This window comes from Marinoscillum furvescens DSM 4134 (assembly GCF_003386095.1).
In the GTDB taxonomy this organism is placed as follows: domain Bacteria; phylum Bacteroidota; class Bacteroidia; order Cytophagales; family Cyclobacteriaceae; genus Marinoscillum; species Marinoscillum furvescens.
The window spans coordinates 75817-96957 of sequence record NZ_QREG01000012.1; the positions used below are offsets into that span (position 1 = coordinate 75817).

The 21141-nt window shown below is 43.2% G+C and carries 12 protein-coding genes; 8 read left to right on the plus strand and 4 right to left on the minus strand.

What is annotated here, in order from left to right; all coding sequences use genetic code 11:
• Nucleotides 1-7 precede the first annotated feature (7 nt).
• Nucleotides 8-1903 carry a lamin tail domain-containing protein gene (locus C7460_RS13325; protein WP_115868609.1) on the minus strand — a complete coding sequence of 632 codons (1896 nt, stop codon included), beginning with the start codon at nucleotides 1901-1903 and terminating at the stop codon, nucleotides 8-10.
• 285 nt (nucleotides 1904-2188) lie between these two features.
• Here C7460_RS13325 and C7460_RS13330 point away from each other — a divergent pair, with 285 nt between their 5' ends.
• The 8 genes from C7460_RS13330 to aroF are packed head-to-tail and all read left to right on the plus strand — an operon-like array spanning nucleotide 2189 to nucleotide 9625.
• Nucleotides 2189-3598, plus strand: a complete 1410-nt coding sequence (locus tag C7460_RS13330) for an anthranilate synthase component I family protein (RefSeq protein ID WP_115868610.1) — start codon at nucleotides 2189-2191, stop codon at nucleotides 3596-3598.
• Nucleotides 3599-4180 carry an anthranilate synthase component II gene (locus C7460_RS13335; protein ID WP_115868611.1) on the plus strand — a complete coding sequence of 194 codons (582 nt, stop codon included), beginning with the start codon at nucleotides 3599-3601 and terminating at the stop codon, nucleotides 4178-4180.
• 22 nt (nucleotides 4181-4202) lie between these two features.
• Entirely contained in the window at nucleotides 4203-5195 is a 993-nt protein-coding gene (trpD, locus tag C7460_RS13340) for an anthranilate phosphoribosyltransferase (RefSeq protein WP_115868612.1), read from the plus strand.
• Nucleotides 5196-5212: 17 nt separating this feature from the next.
• On the plus strand, nucleotides 5213-6013 hold the full coding sequence (trpC, locus tag C7460_RS13345; RefSeq protein WP_115868613.1) for an indole-3-glycerol phosphate synthase TrpC: 801 nt from the start codon (nucleotides 5213-5215) through the stop codon (nucleotides 6011-6013).
• 2 nt (nucleotides 6014-6015) lie between these two features.
• The gene (locus tag C7460_RS13350) at nucleotides 6016-6624 is read left to right on the plus strand and encodes a phosphoribosylanthranilate isomerase (protein ID WP_115868614.1); all 609 of its coding nucleotides are present in this window, start codon (nucleotides 6016-6018) and stop codon (nucleotides 6622-6624) included.
• Entirely contained in the window at nucleotides 6621-7817 is a 1197-nt protein-coding gene (trpB, locus tag C7460_RS13355) for a tryptophan synthase subunit beta (protein ID WP_115868615.1), read from the plus strand. Before C7460_RS13350 ends, trpB begins: the two co-directional genes overlap by 4 nt.
• Nucleotides 7818-7844: 27 nt before the next feature.
• Nucleotides 7845-8621, plus strand: a complete 777-nt coding sequence (gene trpA / locus C7460_RS13360) for a tryptophan synthase subunit alpha (protein ID WP_115868616.1) — start codon at nucleotides 7845-7847, stop codon at nucleotides 8619-8621.
• Nucleotides 8621-9625 carry a 3-deoxy-7-phosphoheptulonate synthase gene (aroF, locus tag C7460_RS13365; protein ID WP_115868617.1) on the plus strand — a complete coding sequence of 335 codons (1005 nt, stop codon included), beginning with the start codon at nucleotides 8621-8623 and terminating at the stop codon, nucleotides 9623-9625. Before trpA ends, aroF begins: the two co-directional genes overlap by 1 nt.
• An 82-nt stretch (nucleotides 9626-9707) precedes the next feature.
• Here the strand turns inward: aroF and C7460_RS13370 are convergent, their stop codons facing one another.
• The 3 genes from C7460_RS13370 to C7460_RS13380 all read right to left on the minus strand — a co-directional run bounded on the left by C7460_RS13370 (nucleotide 9708) and on the right by C7460_RS13380 (nucleotide 20973).
• Nucleotides 9708-12533, minus strand: a complete 2826-nt coding sequence (locus C7460_RS13370; protein ID WP_221409523.1) for a PAS domain-containing protein — start codon at nucleotides 12531-12533, stop codon at nucleotides 9708-9710.
• Between the two features lie 352 nt (nucleotides 12534-12885).
• A complete protein-coding gene (locus C7460_RS13375; RefSeq protein ID WP_115868619.1) occupies nucleotides 12886-16827 on the minus strand; it encodes a PAS domain S-box protein in 3942 nt (1313 codons plus the stop codon).
• Between the two features lie 153 nt (nucleotides 16828-16980).
• A complete protein-coding gene (locus tag C7460_RS13380) occupies nucleotides 16981-20973 on the minus strand; it encodes a PAS domain-containing sensor histidine kinase (RefSeq protein WP_115868620.1) in 3993 nt (1330 codons plus the stop codon).
• Nucleotides 20974-21141 lie beyond the last annotated feature (168 nt).

Sequence of the window (21141 nt, forward strand, 5' to 3'; positions counted from 1 at the left end):
TTGAAACCTATCTTAAAAGAATTCTGGTTTTATAAACCGGACGACTACCTTCTGTAATTTGTAGAAAGTAGGTGTTTTGAGGTAAGCTCAAGGGTAATATAACCTGAGAAATTTCCCCGGTGCTGATCATCCTGTTGTCATATACCATGCGCCCTGTGATGGATCGCACCTGTATATTGTAAACTCTATCGGTAGCCAATCCAGTCACAGTTATGTTTAAGGGTGTTTTGCTGTCTAATAATGTAGGGAAAGCTTTTATAACTGACCTATTTCCAGGGGATAACTGAATGAGTTTGGTAGAGGATTGCTTGCCATCAAAATCTACCTGAGTGATGCGAAAGTAATAGGGGCGCTGAATTTCTTCTAATTCATAGGAATAATGACTTTCGGTGTAGAATGTGCCTTTCCCGGGGACTTTTCCTATTTCGGTCCATTGCTTACCGTTCAAGGATTTTTCCACTTTAAAATACTGGTTGTTTATTTCCAATGCCGTGCTCCAGTAAAGAATGGTCTTTTGCGGCATGACTTTGCCTTCGAAAGATAACCAGGTGACAGGAAGGGGTACTCCTGCATATGGTGAACCAGTGTCTGATCCGGCACCTAGAATACGTGAGCCTCCTCCTGTAATTGAAGTAACTGTATAAGCTGTACCTACAGGAGAGCTACCAGCGTCTAGACTCATGGACCAGTTGCTGCCTGCAGTGTTATCTGCAGCTAATGATGTGAGGTAAATGCTCGCGCCATCTGTGGCCCCAACAGAAGGCCATGAAGCAGCACCATTCTGAAAACTCAGCGCATTGATCGCATTGGTGGTGTTTCCATTATCGAAATAGGCTCTGTTGCCCCATAGGCCAATGGTCTTCCCGGTATTGGTAAGCTCAGGCAGATTTATCGCTATTGCAGGGATGTTTTCACCGGTTTCCCAAAGTGCTTTAAAATCCGTGGAGCTTATGGTGTTGTTGTGAAGAATTACTCCTGTAGACGCTGCCAATGTAAAATTAGGACCAAGTACAGTTTGTGTTCCAGCCCCAGAGTTGTCAAAGAAAATAAACTCCTCTAGATTGACAGACTCAGAAGAGTTGTTGTATAGCTCTATCCATTCATAATTTGGTTCTGTGCTATTTGGAGAATACATGATTTCTGTAATCAACAAATCAGGATTGGAGTCAGATACGTTGACTTTGATATTGTCAATTGCGATTTCATCTCTTGAGCCTGATCCGCCCAAATCATCAAACTGCCATGCCAAATAAAATGGGTCAGCATTGGCCCAGTTTAATCCATATATTTTTTTTGTTACGGTGGTTTTAGACCATGCCGGGCTGCCGTCTGCGATTTCTACTGTTTGCGTTTGTCTGGAGGATATGGTGTAATACGTGAGGTTGTCACTACTGTATGCCAGGTCCAAAGTGCTTGAACGTCCCTGATCATTGTACACGTATACATCGTAGGTAATTGTCAGCGTTTTGATGGTAGTGGCAGCGATTGAGTTTAGTAGCTTTAGCCGAATAGAACCAGGGGTCATGTCATCTGCAGTGGGTTGTACACCTAAGCTAAAATCTGGATCCAGTACTGTATTCGTATTCACGGCATATAAACCACCTGTAGATGCCCCGCCAGTGGTGGTGGTTCTGCTAAAGTCTCCAGTGACTCCAGTACCACCAAAAGCAACATCTCCATCGCTCATGCCCGTGATAGACCATGCCTTAGAATCTAGCTGACCAGCAGATATACCCACATCTATAAGTCCCAGGCCAGCAAAAACGCCAAGGTTTACACCTGCCAGGGTGTTGTCAAAATCTATTGTGTAGTCAGTGTCAGTAGCTGAAATGGACAACTGCGCGTGCACAGTGATGACCAAAGTACAGAGTAGGGTTGTAGTTAATAATCTTAGGGGTGACATAGCTTAACATGTTCTTAATCAAGGGTAAGTAATCTGTTTCTTAATACTTGTAGAACAAAAAACAGTTCAGTGTGTTTCTTTTCTCGGTGAAATTTTGATGAAAGTCTTTGGAATTAAAATGTAGCCTGCACTAGATTAGCAGCATGAAAACAAGAAACACATACTACTGGTGGCACATGGTTAACAACAAACTGTGAACGGTCCCGGTATGTATTGATGATAAATCACATGAAACCCGCTGTTCGCAGCGGGTTTTTTTTTGACCTGAAATTTCTAACAAATAAGATGTACCAACTAAAAATCAGGAAGAAGCGTCTATTGGCAGACACAGTTACGCCGGTAGGATTGTATTTAAAAATACGTGACAAGTACGCAAAATCATTTTTGCTGGAAAGTTCGGACTATCATGGTGCTGAGAATAGCTTTAGCTATATCTGTTGTGATCCTATAGCCACGTTTAGGCTGGAAGACGAACAAGTGACGATGAAGTTTCCAGATGGTACTTCTCAGGAGCGTGCACTAGGAGAGGAGCGTACTGCAATGCCTCATTTGAGGCACTTCATTAGTCAGTTTGACTTAGAGGGTGAGGATGCAAAATATATACAGTCCGGGCTATTTGGTTATATGGCCTATGACGCAGTTCAGTATTTTGAAGACATCATCTTGAAAAACGCCAAAGGGGATTCGGCACAGATCCCGCAAATCCAGTATCATGTCTTTAGGTACATCATTGCTTTGGATCATTTCAAAAACGAGTGTTACCTCATTGAATGCTATTTAGATTCACCGAATGAAGCAGGTTTCAATGATTTGCTGAACGTACTCTCACAGCGCAATATTCCATCATTTGGATTTCAGAAATCTACCGAAACAACCTCGAATTTTGATGATAATGAATTCCTGCAACGTGTGAAAAAGGGGATCAAACATTGTGATCTCGGCGATGTGTTTCAGGTGGTTTTTTCACGTCAGTTTTCTACTGGATTTAAAGGGGATGAATTTCAAGTGTATCGGGCGCTGCGTTCCATCAACCCATCTCCTTATTTGTTTTATTTCGACTATGGTAGCTACAAGATTTTTGGTTCTTCCCCCGAAGCTCAGATCGTAGTAAAAGATCGCGAAGCGGTGATCTACCCAATAGCTGGCACGTTCAAACGTACTGGTGATGACGCTGCTGATGCGGCTTTGGCCAATGAGTTGTTGGAAGACCCGAAAGAGAATTCTGAACACATTATGTTGGTGGATTTGGCCAGAAATGATTTAAGTAAGAGTTCTGATGATGTGAAGGTGGAGACCTATAAGGAGATCCAATATTACTCTCATGTGATCCATTTGGTGTCTAAGGTGACCGGGCAACTAAGGGATGAGGCTGACCCTCTGGAGATTGTGGCTAGCACTTTTCCGGCCGGAACACTCTCTGGAGCACCCAAGTACAGGGCTATGGAGCTTATAGATGAGCAAGAGAATATTGCCAGAGGGTTTTATGGTGGTGCTATAGGCTTTATGGATTTCAAAGGAAACTTTAACCACGCCATAATGATCCGAACTTTTATGAGTAGGGCCAATAAACTGTACTTTCAGGCAGGTGCAGGTATAGTTTCTAAATCTGTACCTGAAAGCGAGGTGCAAGAGGTGTATAACAAGTTGGCAGCACTAGAGTCTGCTATGGAGATGGCTGAAACGATCAATGATTAGATGAAAAAGGTATTAGTAATAGATAACTACGATTCGTTCACGTACAATCTGGTACATATCCTACGTGAGCTGGGCCTGGACGAAGAAATGGAAGTGCATCGAAACGATAAAATCAGCGTGGACTATGCTGGAGAGTTTGAGCGCATATTGCTTTCACCGGGGCCAGGGTTGCCAAAAGATGCTGGTATCATGCCCGAGGTTATTAAAAGGTATGCAGACTCCAAAAGCATATTAGGTGTATGTCTCGGACATCAGGGAATAGCAGAGTCTTTCGGGGCAGAGCTTTTCAACTTACCTACGGTCTTTCATGGAGTGGCTACGGGTGTAGACCTTACTGACCTTAAAGATCTACTCTTTGAAGGCTTACCTGATCATTTTAGTGTATGTCGCTACCACAGCTGGGCCGTAAAGCCAGAAAACATACCTAATGAACTCCAGGTAACGGCTGTTGACGCTGAAGGCAATATAATGGCTCTACGCCATGAATCATTGAAAGTAAGGGGTGTACAGTTTCATCCAGAATCTATCATGACGGAGCATGGCAAGCAAATGATGAAAAACTGGATATCTGAAAAACTTTAAAGTCACAACTAGCTAAAAAAGAATGAAAGAAGTTTTAAACAAGCTGTTTCAGTATCAATCTCTCAGCCGTGAAGAGGCCTTTCAGATACTGTCCAATCTGGCTACCGGTCAGTACAACAACAGTCAGATGGCGGCATTTCTCACAGTGTATCTGATGAGAACCATCACCGTGGATGAGTTGGAAGGTTTTAGAGATGCTATGCTGGAGCTTTGCGTAAAAGTTCCCGTTGATGATTACAACGCCATAGACCTATGTGGTACAGGTGGTGACGGCAAAAATACGTTTAACATCAGCACGCTATCATCTTTTGTGGTGGCAGGCGCAGGGCAGCACGTGGTAAAGCACGGAAATTATGGTGTCTCCTCAGTGAGCGGATCTTCTAACGTACTGGAAAGCATGGGGGCAAAGTTTACCAATGACACAGATCAGATAAAGAGAAGTCTGGACGAATCCGGTATTTGCTTTCTTCATGCGCCATTGTTTCATCCAGCTATGAAAAATGTAGGGCCTGTTCGCAAGGAGTTGGGGATCAAGACATTCTTCAATATGCTTGGACCTATGGTAAACCCCGCATTTCCAAAAAGTCAATTGGTGGGAGTTTTTAGCCTTGAGCTGGCCCGTCTCTACGGGTATTTGTACCAAAATACATCCAAAAATTTTGTAATTGTCCATGCGTTGGACGGTTATGACGAGGTATCGCTCACTAGTGGTTTCAAAATTATTGCGAATGATCAAGAAGCAGTATTTGAGCCAGAAGACATAGGACTGCCTCGCCTTACCCAGGAACAGCTCCACGGAGGTGAAACCATCGAAGAAAGTGCTAAGATCTTTCAGGGAGTACTGAAAGGGCAAGGCACTGAAGCGCAAGAGGCAGCTGTGATCGCCAACTCCGGACTGGCAATAGCTACCGGTAAGCAGGTGTCGATTCAGGAAGGAATCGAGCAAGCCCGGACATCATTGAAATCCGGAAAAGCTCTGGATGCATTTAAGAAATTTATAAGTGTCAACTCATAGACCTTGCAGACAAACCAATGAATATTTTAGATCAGATTATAGCAGATAAGCAAGAAGAAGTCGCTCAGCGCAAAAGCCTGTACCCGGTAAAATTATTGGAACAGAGCACCTATTTCACAGGTAAGCCTGTATCACTTAAAAAATATGTGCAGCGTGAAGACAAGGTGGGTATTATTGCTGAGTTTAAGCGTCAGTCGCCATCCAAAGGTGTAATCAATGGAAGTGCGGATATAGAGCGTACATCTATCGGTTACATGCAGGCGGGGGCTTCCGGGCTGTCGGTACTTACTGACACCAAATATTTTGGAGGGAAAAACGAAGACCTAACTACTGCACGTAGTTACAATTTTTGCCCGATTCTGCGAAAAGACTTCATCATAGATGAATACCAGATCGTAGAAGCAAAATCTATTGGTGCGGATGTGATACTGCTAATCGCTGCGGCTTTGTCTCCAGAAGATATAAAAAGACTCGGAGCATTTGCCCATTCTTTGGGTATGGAGGTGCTTCTGGAGGTCCACAACGAGGATGAGCTACAGCGCTCTATCAATGAGCATGTAGACCTGCTGGGTGTAAACAACCGCAACTTGCAAACATTCACTACTGATATCAATACTTCAAAAGAGCTTGCAGAGAAGATACCAAGTGAATTTGTGAAAGTCTCTGAAAGTGGAATCAACGACCCGGAAGTAGTTGTAGAGCTGATGAAGTATGGTTTTGAAGGGTTTCTGATAGGCGAGTATTTTATGCACAAAGGCAGTCCTGAAAAGGCATGTAGAGAGTTCGTGAAATCTATAAAAGCATTACAAGCGGGCTGAAAATGAAACAGCTGAAGCTCAAAGTATGCGGCATGCGAGCGCCTGATAATTTACAGGCATTGGATCAAATAGGTCCCGATTTCATAGGGTTCATATTTTACCCTAAAAGCACGCGCTACGTAAGTGATTTTCCAGATGTGACATTGGAAGCACAAAAAGTAGGTGTGTTTGTAAATGAAACATTGGAAAAGGTGCAGGAAATGGCTGAATCCTGCCAGCTGGACTTATTGCAATTGCATGGCAGTGAGAGCGTGGACTATGTGCGATCACTGAAGGAAGCCGGTTTCCGGCTAATAAAAGTGTTTAGTGTCACAGACTCCATTCCCGAAGCGCAGATGGAGTCCTACGAACCGTTTGTTGATTTCTTTTTGTTTGACACGAAAACTCCTAAGTATGGCGGGAGTGGTCAAAAGTTTAATTGGGAGATTCTTAAAACATACCACTTAAATAAACCCTTTTTCTTGAGTGGCGGCATTGATCTGGACGACATAGCAGCCATCAAAGCACTGGAGTTGCCCCAATTGTATGCCGTAGATATCAATAGTCGTTTTGAGCAACGTCCAGCTCTAAAGGACATAGAAAAAGTAAAAGCATTTAAAGAGTTATTATGAGTGAAGTGAAGTCAAAATATCTGGTAGATGAGCGTGGCTATTTTGGTAAGTTTGGTGGAGCCTATATCCCTGAGATGCTCTACCCCAATGTGGAAGAACTACGTAGCGCTTACCTCGAAATAATAGAGACGCCAGCTTTTAAGGCTGATTTTGAGCAACTGCTCAAAGACTATGTAGGCAGGCCTACTCCACTGTACCATGCAGCCAGGCTGTCTGAAACTATAGGAGCTAAAGTATACCTCAAGCGAGAGGACCTGTGTCATACAGGGGCGCACAAAGTAAACAACACCATTGGGCAGATATTACTTGCTCAGGCTCTGGGCAAAAAGCGGATCATTGCAGAGACAGGTGCAGGTCAGCACGGAGTGGCCACGGCTACCGTATGTGCGCTGATGGGGATTGACTGCATAGTCTACATGGGGGAGATAGATATGGCACGCCAAAAACCCAATGTGGAGCGGATGAAAATATTAGGGGCTGAAGTGCGTGCTGCAAAGAGTGGCAGTAAAACCCTAAAAGATGCTACCAATGAGGCCATGAGGCATTGGATCAACAACCCGCAGGATACGCATTACATCATCGGGTCAGTAGTAGGACCACACCCATATCCGGACATGGTGGCACGGTTTCAGTCTGTGATCAGTGAAGAGATTAAGTGGCAATTGGAAGAAAAAGAAGGTAAAACTTCTCCAGACTGTGTAGTAGCCTGTGTAGGTGGAGGTAGCAATGCCGCCGGGGCTTATTACCACTACCTGGATGATGAGCAGGTAAAACTTGTAGCTGTAGAAGCTTCGGGCTTAGGAAATGATACCGGAAAGTCCGCAGCTACCACAGCCCTTGGCCGTGAGGGTGTGCTCCATGGAAGCCGTACTATTTTGATGCAAACGGATGACGGACAAGTAGTGGAGCCGTATAGCATATCTGCTGGATTGGATTATCCGGGTATAGGTCCATTTCATGCGCACTTGTTTGACTCTGGAAGAGCCGATTTTGTAGGCGTGACAGACGAAGAGGCCATGAAAGCTGGGGTTCTGCTCAGTAGGACAGAAGGCATTATTCCCGCTGTAGAAAGTGCTCATGCCATCGCTGCGCTTCATAAGGTTTCGTTTGAATCCGATGATATCGTAGTAGTGAATTTGTCAGGGCGCGGAGACAAGGACCTGGAGACCTACATCAAGTGGGGAAAATATTGATTGACACCATCCAAAAGCTAGAAATTAATGAATCGAATAGATCAAGCATTTAAGGAAAAAGGGAATCAACTGCTCAACGTATATTTTACGGCTGGTTATCCAGCCTTGGAAGATACACTGCCTATTGCCAAAGCATTGAATGATGGAGGAGTGGATTTAATAGAAATCGGCCTTCCGTTTTCTGATCCTGTGGCTGATGGCCCCACCATTCAGGAGAGTTCCACACAGGCATTGGCCAATGGTATGACCATTTCTCGGCTGTTTGAGCAGCTTCAAGACTTGCGTCCGCAAGTGGATGTGCCGGTATTACTTATGGGTTATATAAACCCTGTTTTGCAGTATGGTTTTGAGCGTTTTTGTGCCAGGTGTCAGGAAGTAGGGGTGGATGGATTGATACTGCCCGACTTGCCAATGTATGAGTACGAAGAGCTCTACAAAGACGTGTTGGAAAAATATGGCTTGTACAATGTGTTTCTAATCACGCCACAGACATCAGACGAAAGAATTCGAAAAATTGATGAACTAAGTAAAGGCTTTATTTACATGGTATCATCCGCCAGCACCACAGGCGCCAAGAGTGGAATTACGAACGAGCAGATTGCATATTTTGAGCGTATCAAATCCTTACAGCTGGCAAACAAGCGACTGATAGGATTCGGTATATCCAACAATGAGTCATTTGAAAAAGCTTGTGAGTTTGCCGATGGAGCAATAGTAGGTAGTGCATTTATCAAACAGATCGCCAATGACAGCAGTGCAGCGGCTATCCAATCATTTGTAAAAAACATTAAACATCCCAAATAATGATTATTCAGTTAGAGTCCAGTATCACTGATGAGCAGCGTGATGCCCTTAAGGCACAGGTGAGTGCTTTGAAATACAAAACCAACGATGTAAAAACCCAGAAGGGAGAATATATCATCGGCATTGGGAAAAAGCAATTTGATGTACGTAACATAGGACATCTGCCCGGCATCAAGGACATACACATTGTCTCCGATGATTTTAAGCTGGTTTCACGCAAGTGGAAAGTAAATAGAACCACCATAGACCTGGGTGATGGCGTGCTCATCGGTAATGGGCACTTTGCCATGATGGCAGGGCCATGCAGTATCGAAGGAGAGGAAAACATCCAAAAGACCATAGATCACCTAAAGGCCAATGATGTAAAAATCATGCGTGGGGGAGTTTACAAACCGCGAAGTTCGCCGTATTCTTTCAGAGGTATGGGCATAGATGGCTTGAAAATGTGGCATGAGGCTGCTAAAGCTGCCGGGATCAAGATTGTCACCGAGGTGATGCAGGTGTCACAGATAGCAGAGATGTATGACTATGTAGACATCTTTCAGGTAGGTGCGCGAAACACCCAAAACTTTAACCTGCTGGATGAGCTGGGGAAGGTGGATAAAGCGGTGATGATTAAGCGTGGCATTTCGGGTACTATCGATGAGCTGCTCTACAGTGCGGAGTATGTGTTTTCTGGAGGAAATGAGAATTTACTCCTTTGCGAAAGAGGTATTCGCACGTATGAAAAAGCGTCAAGAAACACCTTTGATATCAATGCTATTCCGATTCTAAAAGAAAAAACACATTTACCTGTGATTGCGGATCCATCACATGGTATAGGCATCAGAGATCATGTGGAGCCTGTGGCATTGGCTGCTACGGTAGCAGGTGCTGACGGAGTGATTTTTGAAATACATGATAAACCACAGGAAGCATTTTCGGACGGTCAGCAGACACTTGATTTTGAAGAGTCTGCCAGGTTAATAAACAAGATGCGTGCTTTGACTGAGATGAGCATATGATATAAGAAGGGAGGCTGTCTCAGTAACCAATAGTCCTGATTGTCAGGATTTGATTTTTGAGACAGCCTCATTCCTTCCTCGCTTAACCATTGCTATATGGTATCTCTATAATGATTTTACAGCCTTTGCCTGGAGCAGACTGGATATCAATGTCGCCTCCGAAGACTTTTACCCTCCGGGAAATATTGTTCAGTCCGATTCCATTTTTTGTTTGATTTACATCAAATCCATTGCCATTGTCTTTGGTCTCCAACCTTACTCTATTGTTTTCTTCAGAAACCTTCACCCATACTTTGGAAGCCTTTGCATACTTGATGATGTTGCTGATCTGCTCTTGTACAATTCTATAAATATTCAGCTTTAGCTCATCGGTGATAGGCGCCTCTTTTGGAAGTTTGTATGTGGTATAAAAGGCAATCTCACCACTGCCTTCCAGACCAGAAATCAGGTTGTTGATGGCTTCATCCAGTCTGAGGTTGATCAGATACGATGGCGAGAGCCTGTGAGATAGTTTGCGGCTATCATTAATAGCGGTAGAGATCAATTCTTTTACATTGGCCAAAAGGTGCTTAGGACCTTCTATTTTATCCTCTGCATAGGTGAGGTTCATCATGGAAGCTACCAAAGTCTGTATGACGTTATCATGCAGCTCCTGGCCAGTTTCCATGCGCTCTTGTTCCTGGGTCTGGATGATGGCTTTGGCTATTTGTTGTTCTGCATTGATCGTTTCAGTAATATCACGACATACACCTATTAATGATTCCGGATTATTAGATTCATTTCTTAGCACTATCATATGCAGTTCTATATGTTGCAATGTGCCGTCTGATTTCAGCACACGAACAGTCTTGCGAATGTGGTGATACGCTTGGAGTTCTGCTTTATGAAGAAAATCTAGCTGTGAGGTGTCCGAAGGGTGGATTTTTTGCACCAATGATTCGATTTTATGGTCGAAATCAATTGGGTTTAGCTCAAACATCTCATGTGTGAACTCATTGATTACAAGGTGGTTTTCTTCGATTTTCCAATCAAATATTCCGAGGTTTGCAGCAGATGTAGCCAACAACAACCTGTTAGAAAGTTCCTGAAGTTCTCGCTCTGATTCACGCTGCATGGTAATGTCCTGCATGGCACCCATCATCCTCTTGGGAGCACCATTTTCATCATATACGATGTACGCTCTGTCCTGAATGATTCTATAATGATCTTTGGTTTTGAATCTATACTCTTCAGTGATAGCGTTTTTCCTGTTATTTAGAGCGCTTGACAGGTCGCTTTCTACACGCTTTCTGTCTTCCGGGTGGATACGTTCTATGAAGTCATTGATTTCTAAATGTTGCTTTTTACTTTCATAGAGCTCTCTGAGCCTGTCGTTTCCAGTGATGGTGTCGGTGGAGATATTCCAGTCCCATATGCCATCCTGAGTGGCTTTGGTGATTAGTTCGTAGCGCTTGTTGGTGTCCAGTAGCGCTTGCTCATTTTGCTTTTGCCTGGAAATGTCTATGAAAGAGCCCAGGATGCGAATACCTTTACTCGCTCCCATGGTAAAACAATTCACAAGGAGTGTCTTTAGCTGATTGTCCTCACCAACCAATCGTATTTCTTCATTCCAAGAGGTTCTTATGCCGCTGATCATTTCGTTTACAGCGTTTCGCACCAGGTCCTGATCGGGATGGTAGATGTGTTCTAGCCACTTTTCAAACCCTGGCAATGGATCTGACTTTTGATAGCCAAAAAGTTCATAATGGCTATCACTCCACCACGCATAATCGGTTACTGGGTTCCAATCAAAAATGGCATCTGTAGTAGCTTGTACGATGAGGTTAAAACGCTCCTGAATTTTTTTGATTTTAAGGTCTCTAAGGGTAACCTCTGTGATGTCTTGTATAACTCCTTCTAAAGTGTATGGATTGTTTGGATTTCGAAAGATGGATAAGTTGATGTACTTGATAGTATCCCGAGGGGTAACGTATCGGAGCGTGAGTGTTTGAGTGTCTATTTGTTCGATATTGCTGATCAGGTATGCAAATCTATGCCTATCCTCATCATGAATTCTCGTCATGATTTGTTCCAGCGGCACCATCCCATCTTCTGGGGCTGTCTCCAGGATGTCATACATGCCTTGTGTCCAGTAGGTAAGTTCAAGTCGCTCCTGGTCCAGTTCCCAATAGCCGATTTTAGCAAACTGCTCTGCTATTTCAAGCTTTTTCCTGGTTTTTACGAGTTCACTGATGTCATTGCCCATGCCAATCAGGCACTGCTGGCCATTAAGGAAGAGCCGCTTTCCCGTAAAAAAATACGGGATTTTTGTTCCTTTTTTTGTGATCAGAGGGAGTTCTTCAGATGCTGTTCCGTTTTGAAACAAGTCATCCATGCGTTTAGTCAAATACTCGCGGTGTTCATCTGCTAAATTTTCAAATGGTTTACCGGTAAGGATTTCTTCAGCACTGAAGCCCGATACTTTTTCAAAATTTTTATTCCAACGTATGTAATTGCCCTCTTCATCTAATAGGTAGAAAACCCCGGGTAGTGCGGCTATGATTGATTCAGAAAACTCAAGATCTGCTTTCATCTCAAGTTCACGTGTTTTTTCTGATGTAATATCATTTATAAGACCAGACACCATTGGCTCGTCATCATGGTAGTCTGCTTTGATGCTATACCAGGACCCGTCGCATTCCACTTCAGTTGAAAAATCACTTTGCGTCCCAATACATTCTCTAATTTGAGAAATTAGCTGATTCCCAATCATCGGTGGAAGGGCATAGGGTAGGTCCATTAGCATTAGTTGCTGGTGGCCGTTGTAAAGCGGTAGTGAATCTATACCCGAAACAATGAATAGCTCATCGGTGGATTTTTTGTATTCCCAGCAAACCATTTTGGCCGAATGGCATAACTCAGAAAGCATTCTTGTATGTTGATTTGGATACTTTCTACTGTTCATTTTTAGACTATTTTCTGGAAGGTGTATGAAGTCTTGCTGGTCAGCATTTATCGAGTTACGTACACTTTCGTGAAAATCTGATTTCGTGTATTGGGGTGAATAGTCATTTTGTGGGGTGTAGGTTGAGTCATTTTGAGCTGTTGATGGATATGACGATATGGTGTCGTTTATCATTTGTGCCTAATTTGAATGTAGCCAAGATAGCCGAATCAAAGGCCTTCATACAGGGCGATTCGATAGGACCGAATTTTTAAGAGCCGAAGCACAGCAACTACTCTATGAGTGAAGGAGCCGATCGAGTTGATGCTCTTTTTGATTAGCTGATTGGTATTTTGATGGTCATTTTACACCCTTTGTTAGGAGCTGTTTCTATCTCCAATTCGCCCTCAAAAATTTTGACACGTCGCGAAATGTTGTTTAGCCCAATGCCTTTAGAAACTGCCTCTGGATCAAAACCCACGCCGTTATCTTCAGTGGTGACTTCTACCAGCGTAGGGGTTATCTTGATCGATTGATCAATGCGGGTAGCTTTTGCATGTTTGATGATATTATTGATTTGCTCCTGGACGATGCGGTATACATTTAGCTTGATTTCATGCGGTACTACCTGATCGCTATCTACCTTACAGGTCATAGAGGTTTCGAATTTATCATCCGTATTGATGTCTTCTATCAGTTTGGCAATGTTTTCATCCAGTGAGGATTCATTAATGTTAGATGGAGCCAACTGATGTGAAAGCTTACGGGTGTCCTCTATCGCAGATTGGATATACTCCAGCGCCCTGTCTAAGAGCTTGGCTTCTCCATTTAGTTTGCCATAGGCATGATTAAGGTTGATCAGTGAGGCTACCAGCAATTGTACAATGTTGTCATGCAGCTCACGTCCTGTTTCCATCCGTTCTTCCTCTTGAGTTTGAATGATGGCTTTTGCGATCTTCTGCTCTGAAGTCATGATTTCTGTTACATCCTTACAAATGCCGATCACCGATTTTGTGTTTCCATTTTCATCTTTGATGAGTACAGCATGAGTTTCGATGTAGTGTACCTCTTCATTTTCATGTACCGTTCGGATGACTTTATTCAAGTGGTGTTTTGCACCATCTTCAAGAAGCGTACATTGGTTGAATTTTTTAATATCCTGAGGGTGGAAGCAATTTAGCCAGCTCTGGAAGGAATGATCAAATGTAACTGGATCTAACTGAAACATGTCGTACATGTACTCATTCCAAACCAGGGTGTCTTTTTCTACATCCCAATCAAAAATGCCGAGACTTGCCGACGTGGTGGCCAGAAGCAGTCTGTTCGAAAGTTCCTGAAGCTCTATTTCTGCTTTTTTCTTTTCGGTAATGTCCTGCATGGCTCCGACCGAACGTACTGCTGTACCATCTTCATCGTATATTCGATACAACCGATCTAAGATAATTCGATACTCATTACCTACTCTAAAGCGGTATTCGTTGGAAATGGAAGCTCTTTGCTCCTCCGTTGATTTCTTTTCGCGGGCTTTGATTTTGTCCACATCATCGGGATGAAGGCGGTTGAAAAAATCATCTGCGGTGAGATGAGTGTCGGTTTTTACTCCATAGAGCTTGTAGAGCTGGTCGTTTCCTGTAATTACACCGTCTGATAAATTTACGTCCCATATAGCGTCGTTTGTGCTTTTGCCAATCAGTTCGTAGCGTTCGTTAGATAGCCTTATAGCTTCTTCGTGTTCTTTTTCATGGGTGATGTCTATAAATGCACCGATTATTTTAAAGCGTTGGTTTTCTGTAGATACAAAACATCGCAGCAACAATATTCTATTTTTTCCATTGCCTAGTGGAAGCCGGATTTCAGTTTTAAGGCTTTGCATTTTGCCATTGATAAACTTATCTACCGACGAGACTACCATATCACGGTCATCCGGGTGAATTTTGTCCAGCCAACTTGCAAAAGAAGGTACACCTAACTGGGGATCGAATCCAAATAGCTGGAAGTGGCTATCACTCCACCATGCTTTGTTCAGTAGGGGATTCCATTCAAATAATGCATCATTAGTAGTTTGAGCTATTAGGTGAAACCTTTGCTGGGATTCCTGTAGTTTCAACTCTCTCTCGGTACGTTCACTAATATCCTGTAAGGTTCCTTCTAACTTGGTGATCATTCCGTCTGCAGTATAGGGGATGACCTGTGCTTTCAGGTGTTTTTTCAGACCTTCCGAAGTTTTAAAGGCAAACTCTATACTGGTTGATTTTTGTGTTTTGAAGACTTTATCAAAAGTGAGGGATATTAATTTCCGATCTTTTGGGTGAACGCAATCCATGAACTCCTTATCCTGTAAAGGGTTGGCGGTAGGATCTACCCCACAGATGTTGTACATTTCCTTGGTCCAATGCACGGATTTGCTTTGGCGGTTCCATTCCCAGTAGCCTAGTTTGGCGATGCTTTGTGCTGCATTTAGCTGTTTGTTTGCTTCTTCGAGTAGATTTTCAAAATGTTTCCTCGCACTTATGTCTGTCCCAACACCCATAAGGCAGGGCTCACCATCATATTCGACTGCTTTGCCAGTAAAATAATAAGGCGTTTTGGTGCCATCTTTGGACACTAACTCAGCCTCTACAAAGTCCTCTCCAGTCTTAAACACATTAGCTATCCTTTCGGCTATAACCGGTCCCTCTTCTTCACTAAAGAGTTGGAGTGGATGTAGAGATAGCATTTCTTGATCTGTATAGCCACTTACATCGAGTAAGTTTTGATTCCATCTTTTGTACTGTCCTTCTGTAGTAAACAGGTAAAACACTCCCGGAAGGCTGTTAAGCAGTTGCTCTGAAAGCGACTTCTCTTTGAGGATTGCCTTACGAGCGCTTTTATGTTCAGATATGTCCTGCATGGTACCTTGAATCAATACCAGCTTACCTTGCTCTATCAATGGTTGTCCTATAATACGAATCCACGTGCCTGGAGCTCCGATTTTAGAGAGTTCAATTTCAAAGGAAAAGGAATTTTGAGTGTTTACGCACTCATCCAGATAATGGTCGAAAACCTCAGCTCCAGCTTCAGTAAAGAAGGAATGCCACTGATTTCTCGGGATAGTATGGCTACCACTTATTTCCTTAGAAATAGTAAATCCCGACTCCAGAATAAGCTCCTGGCTTTCCAGGTGGTATTCCCATCCGCCAATTTTTGCGATTCTACCTACTTCTCGAAGTAGGTGTTCACGCTTTTTAATGGTGAGTTCTGCTTGCTTCTGTTTGGTAACGTCTCTGATAATAGACTGGAAAACACCATTCACCTCAGACACACTTACTTCCACCATTATTTTGGAGCCATCTTTTTTAGTGACGCTTCGGTACTGCAGAGACCTCTCTTGAGCATCCTCTTCTGATATTAGCCAGGGGCCTTCATCCAGTTGCTCGACAAAGTCGCGGAGATTTTTACCAATGATTTCCGATTTCGTATAGCCACACAGCATACAGCCTGCAGCATTTACATCAATGAAGTTTCCTTTTGCATCATTTATAAAAATACCGTCTGAAGCATGGTTAAATAAATTTCTAAAATGCTTGTCATTTTTTCTGATGCTGGAAGCTTGATGTTTTTCATCTGTAATGTCGCGAATGGTGTATAGCCATAAGCTTGAACCGGGCTCGTCAATTTGATCTATGTTGATCGACAAATAGCGATTTCCCGAATCCAGGTATAATTTGCCTTCCAGATGCTCTATGTACTCTGCTTGTCCGAGACGCTGTTGTGCCTGAGGATCTGATAAATATGGAATAACCACGTTTAGCGCTGATAGACTGTTGTGAAGGGCTTCGCTTTTACGGGTCTTTAGGATACGGCAGGCTTTGTCATTGATGTCTAAAATCCTGTCATTGTCACCAATAAGGACAAATGCCGTACTTTTTGATTTCATCAAAAAACTTACACTTGAAGGAGTAGAAGTTTGTGAAGGAGAGCGCTCTATCACAAAAAGACAGCAGTCTTGTGCTGAGTCACTCATGCAGGCATTGTTGAAGCTGAAAACCAAATCGAGGAATTTGCCAGAAGGTGTAGCGCCTAAGTAGCTGCCTTCATGAGTGCCTGCACGAGAGTTATCCAGCTGTATGTTTGGTAGTACTTCTGTGATTTTTCTTCCTATAAGTGCATCAATCGGAGCTTCAAGTAGCTTGGCTAGTTTGGTGTTGGCTGTAAGAATCTCACCATGTGAGTTTAGTGTGGCCGTGCCGATGAGTGCACTGTCTTTTAATACATAAGATCCGAATATCTCCCTTAGCATGACTTAAAGGCATAAGTGTTTGTCTTAGGCAATTTACCTATGCACAACGGTGAGCAGGAGAATACTAGTTGTAATCAGGTTTTTTCTAGGTGAAACTACCAGATTGAGGTGTCAGTTATAAGATATTTCTGATTTTAGGTCCATCGATATCTGCTAATTGTCGGCTTCTCTTGGTATTTCAACGATAATTTTAAACCCATCATTGGGTGCAGAAACTACTTGTAGGTTCCCATTAAAAATTTCTACACGCCTACGGATGTTATTTAGCCCTATGCCTTTAGCAGAATTTTTTTTGTTTAACCCTTGTCCATCGTCGGCTATGAGCATGTAGATTTTAAAATCATTGATGGTCAGTTGAAGGGTAAGCGTTCTAGCATTGGCATGTTTTACTATATTGTTGAGTTGCTCTTGGAGTATGCGATACAGATTGAGCTTGAGGTTGTCAGGTATGGGGACCTCCGTATTCATTTCAGACTCAAAATTGATGGTAAACTGTCCATGGGTATTGAATCCTTCTAAAAGGCTGGACATAGCCTCATCCAAAGCTGTGTCTTCCAGACTTGCAGGTGCCAAGCGGTGAGAAAGCTTGCGAATATCCTCTATAGCTGTGCCTGTTAGTTCAAAGGAGCGCTGCACTGAGGGAAATTCATCTAGCTTGTCTATCACATGATTGAGATTCATCCGGGCCGCAACGAGAAGCTGTATAATATGGTCATGTAACTCGCGTCCGGTTTCAAACCGCTCTTCTTCCTGAGTTTGAATGATGGCCTTGGCAATGTCCTGTTCTGCATTTACACTATCTGTAATGTCACGACACACTCCCACCATAGCGGTGGCTTCCTTTTTATTGTTTCTGCTGACGAGCGCATGAGCTTCTACATGTCGAATTTCATTGTTTGGCCACACGATTCTAAACCGGTCATGAAAAGGCCTTCCGCGTTCAATTGATGTTTCAATTTTCTCATTAAAAGCTACCACATCACGTGGGTGCAAGCAGTGTAGCCAATCGTCAAATGTAAACTGAAACTCATCAGGGTCCACACTGAAAATGCTATACATGTATTCGTTCCAGACCATTCTTCCGGAGGATAAATTCCAATCAAATATCCCCAGACTAGCCGATGTGGCAGCTAGTAAAAGCCGGTTGGATGCAGCTTGTAGCTGACGTTCTGATTCCTTTTGAGTCGTAATGTCCTGCATCGCACCGAGCATTCGTTTTGGTAACCCATCATTTCCATAGATGATATATACCTTGTCCATAATGTCTCTGTAAGTGCCATCGGCATGTAAAAACCGGTATTCTTGTGTGATGTGGTGCTTTCTGTTTTTCAGCACTTTGGTTAGGCTGGATTTTACCCGGCCCAGATCGTCAGCGTGTATGTGATCGTAAAACATTTCATCACTGATGATTGTCCCTGGAGGTACTCCGTATAGTTCATAGAGGCGATCGTTGCCTATTGTGTTGTTGTTAGAAATGTCCCAGTCCCAGATGGCATCATTGGTAGCCTTGCTAATCAATTCATAGCGCTGATTTATTTGAAACAGTTCTTCCTCGCGTTCTTTGGTTTCAGTGATGTCCTGTACTGCACCTTCAATTTTACCTAACTCTCCAGTGTTGTCGATGATCCCAATTGCTTTGACACGAATGACCCGTTGTCCGAGTTGGCTATGCTCGAAGCGATATTCAAACTGAATGAATTCGTCTGAGTTGATAGAATTCATAAAATCCATGACTCCTTCACGATCTTCTTCATGGACTTTCGTAAGAAACTGCCCAAATGGAAGGGGGCCTTTGTTCGGATCTGCTCCGAAAATATCATACATTTCTTCAGACCAAAACATTTCATCCGTTGGCACATCCAATTCCCAGTAACCTACGTTTGCTATGCTCTGTGCTGCTTTTAGCTGCTCATTGGTGCGTATGATTTGATCCTGAGTACGCTTTTGTTCAGTGATGTCTTGTCCTAGCCCGAGCAGACAGGGTTTGCCTTCATAAATAAACCTGGAGCCCGTAAAGAAATAGGGGATACGGGTTCCGTCTTTTAGCCGCAAGTGAGCTTCCACTTTATCGGAACCATTAGTAAAAACGGAGGTGATTTTTTCAATTAGGAGTGGTTGCTCATCCTCACCAAAAAACATGAGTGGATGCCCATCTGCAATTTCTTCACCACTGTACCCTGATATGTCTTCAAGTATTTTGTTCCATCGGATGTATTTGCCTTCCTCAGTGAAAAAGTAGAATACCCCTGGCATACTATTGATAATGGCATCTGAGAGCGATTTCTCATGTTCCAGCTTCCGGTTATAGGCTTTTTGTTCTGTTATGTCCTGTATGGCACCGATTAGTTGGTGTGGAGCGTCATCATCTCCTATACTAGTGCCTATAATGCGAACACACTGAATACCTCGAGTTTTGTTGTCAAGTTCTGCTTCTATATCAAACGGCTCACCTGTGGTCAGCGATTCTTTAATGGCACTTGTTATTGACTTTGCAGAGGGTTTATCAAACATCTCCACCCACGTATCGAGTGACAGTTGAGATGCCTCTATTCCCAGGCAGGTTGGATCACCTATAATCACCTGATTGTTTGTCGTGAGTTTCCAGCTACTTACCTTGGCTAGCTGGCTTACTTTTTTAAGGAGTTGTTCGTTTTCTTTAAGTCTCCGTTCAGCGAGTCGTCTCTCTGTTACATTCCGGACGATGGCTTGCAGTGTGCCATCCGGCTGTTTTCTGGTGCTAATTTCCACAGCCAGGGTATTGGATGACGTGAAGAGTTCAAAATCAGCTACAGAAAGATCCTTGTCCAGCCAGTTAGCTTTTAGTTCTTTAGCTATTGGCGAAAGTAAACTTTTAAGAGGTGTTTGGATCAAAGTGTTTAGCGGCATAGAGCAGAGCTTACACATGCTTGTATTTGCATCGATAATGCGCCCTGCTTCATCGATGATTAGAATACCATCCGTGGCTTGCTCAAAGAGTGTTCGAAACTTGCTCTCACTATTTTGCAGTTCTTTCTGAGCGGTTTTACGTTTGGTTATATCATGCTGTATGCCAAATAAGCCTACTAAATGCTCATCATCGTTGTATATAGCCGTGTAATCACCCTCTACCCAGAATGTAGAACCGTCCAGTCGTGTTTCTTCAGTCTCTGTTCGAATCCTTCCTGTCTTCACAAATTCCAAAAATGTCTTTTTGGCTTGTTCTAGATTATTTGGAAAGAAATCTACTGGAGACCTGCCAATTATATCACTTTCTTCGGCCTTGTACTGATCCAGCATGGCTCGGTTGGTACGAGTGATCCGGGCATGTTCAAAAATATGATCTATGGCCGCCTCTGGATTGAGATTTGCATCCCATTTGAGAGGTTCTTCCAGTTCCATAAAAAAGAATCCAGAAAGTGTATTGCTGAAAAAGGGGGTGATTTCCCTTTTGCTCTCCAGCCACAGCTGTTCGATTCTCTCTAGCTCTGTCACATCTTGTACCAGGCACAAAATCGATAACATTTGACCATTTTCATCTTTGAGGATACTATTGTACCAAACACAGCTTACCGTGCGCTCATTTCTGGTGATGTTGCGATTGTAGCAGGTGTTTCCTTCCACATTTCCACCCATGAGTTCATCCACTACCAGATGTACTATATCTTCATCATCTGGATGGATCATATTCAGGTCGTCAAGGTTGCGACCGATAACTTCTTTTCCTGTCCATTCGAAGATCTGTTCAGCTCGTTTAGACCAATTGAGAATGGTTTTGTTTCGGTCCAATTCTATGACGCCCAGAGGAGAATTGGTGAGGTAGGATTGTAGCTGATAGGCGTTGTTTTCTCCTGACCATTTGGTAGTAGGTGTGAAGGCAAAACTCCCTGGCGCCGAGTCGGTAGCAGGTGTAAAGCCATATTCTACGGTAAGCCGAAGCTCATTGCCGTCTGTTATTTGCAGGGTGCCTTCGGGGTTGCTTTTAAGACTTTTATAGTGCTCCGGACTTAAGAGGTCCTGTAGTTTTTTCCCAATGAGGTTGTCAGTCAACAGCAGCTTGGAAGCTTTAGCATTTGCTTCTATGATTTGATCATCATCATCCAGCAGTAGCATCCCAAAAAGTGGATTTTCAAGTAATGGAGTATGTTGCTGGTATTTGGGGTGTTTCATAAATAGCTGATTATGGTCAGGATGTTGTCTGCTATCAATTATAGCGAAATAATGTCACAGCTACGAAAGGTTTCGGCGAACTGCTTCACATGAGCCATGAGTAGTTTCGCGGATTGCAAGCCATAACTAAATCCTACTCAAAAAAATAACCGCAGCGCATTTAGGAAT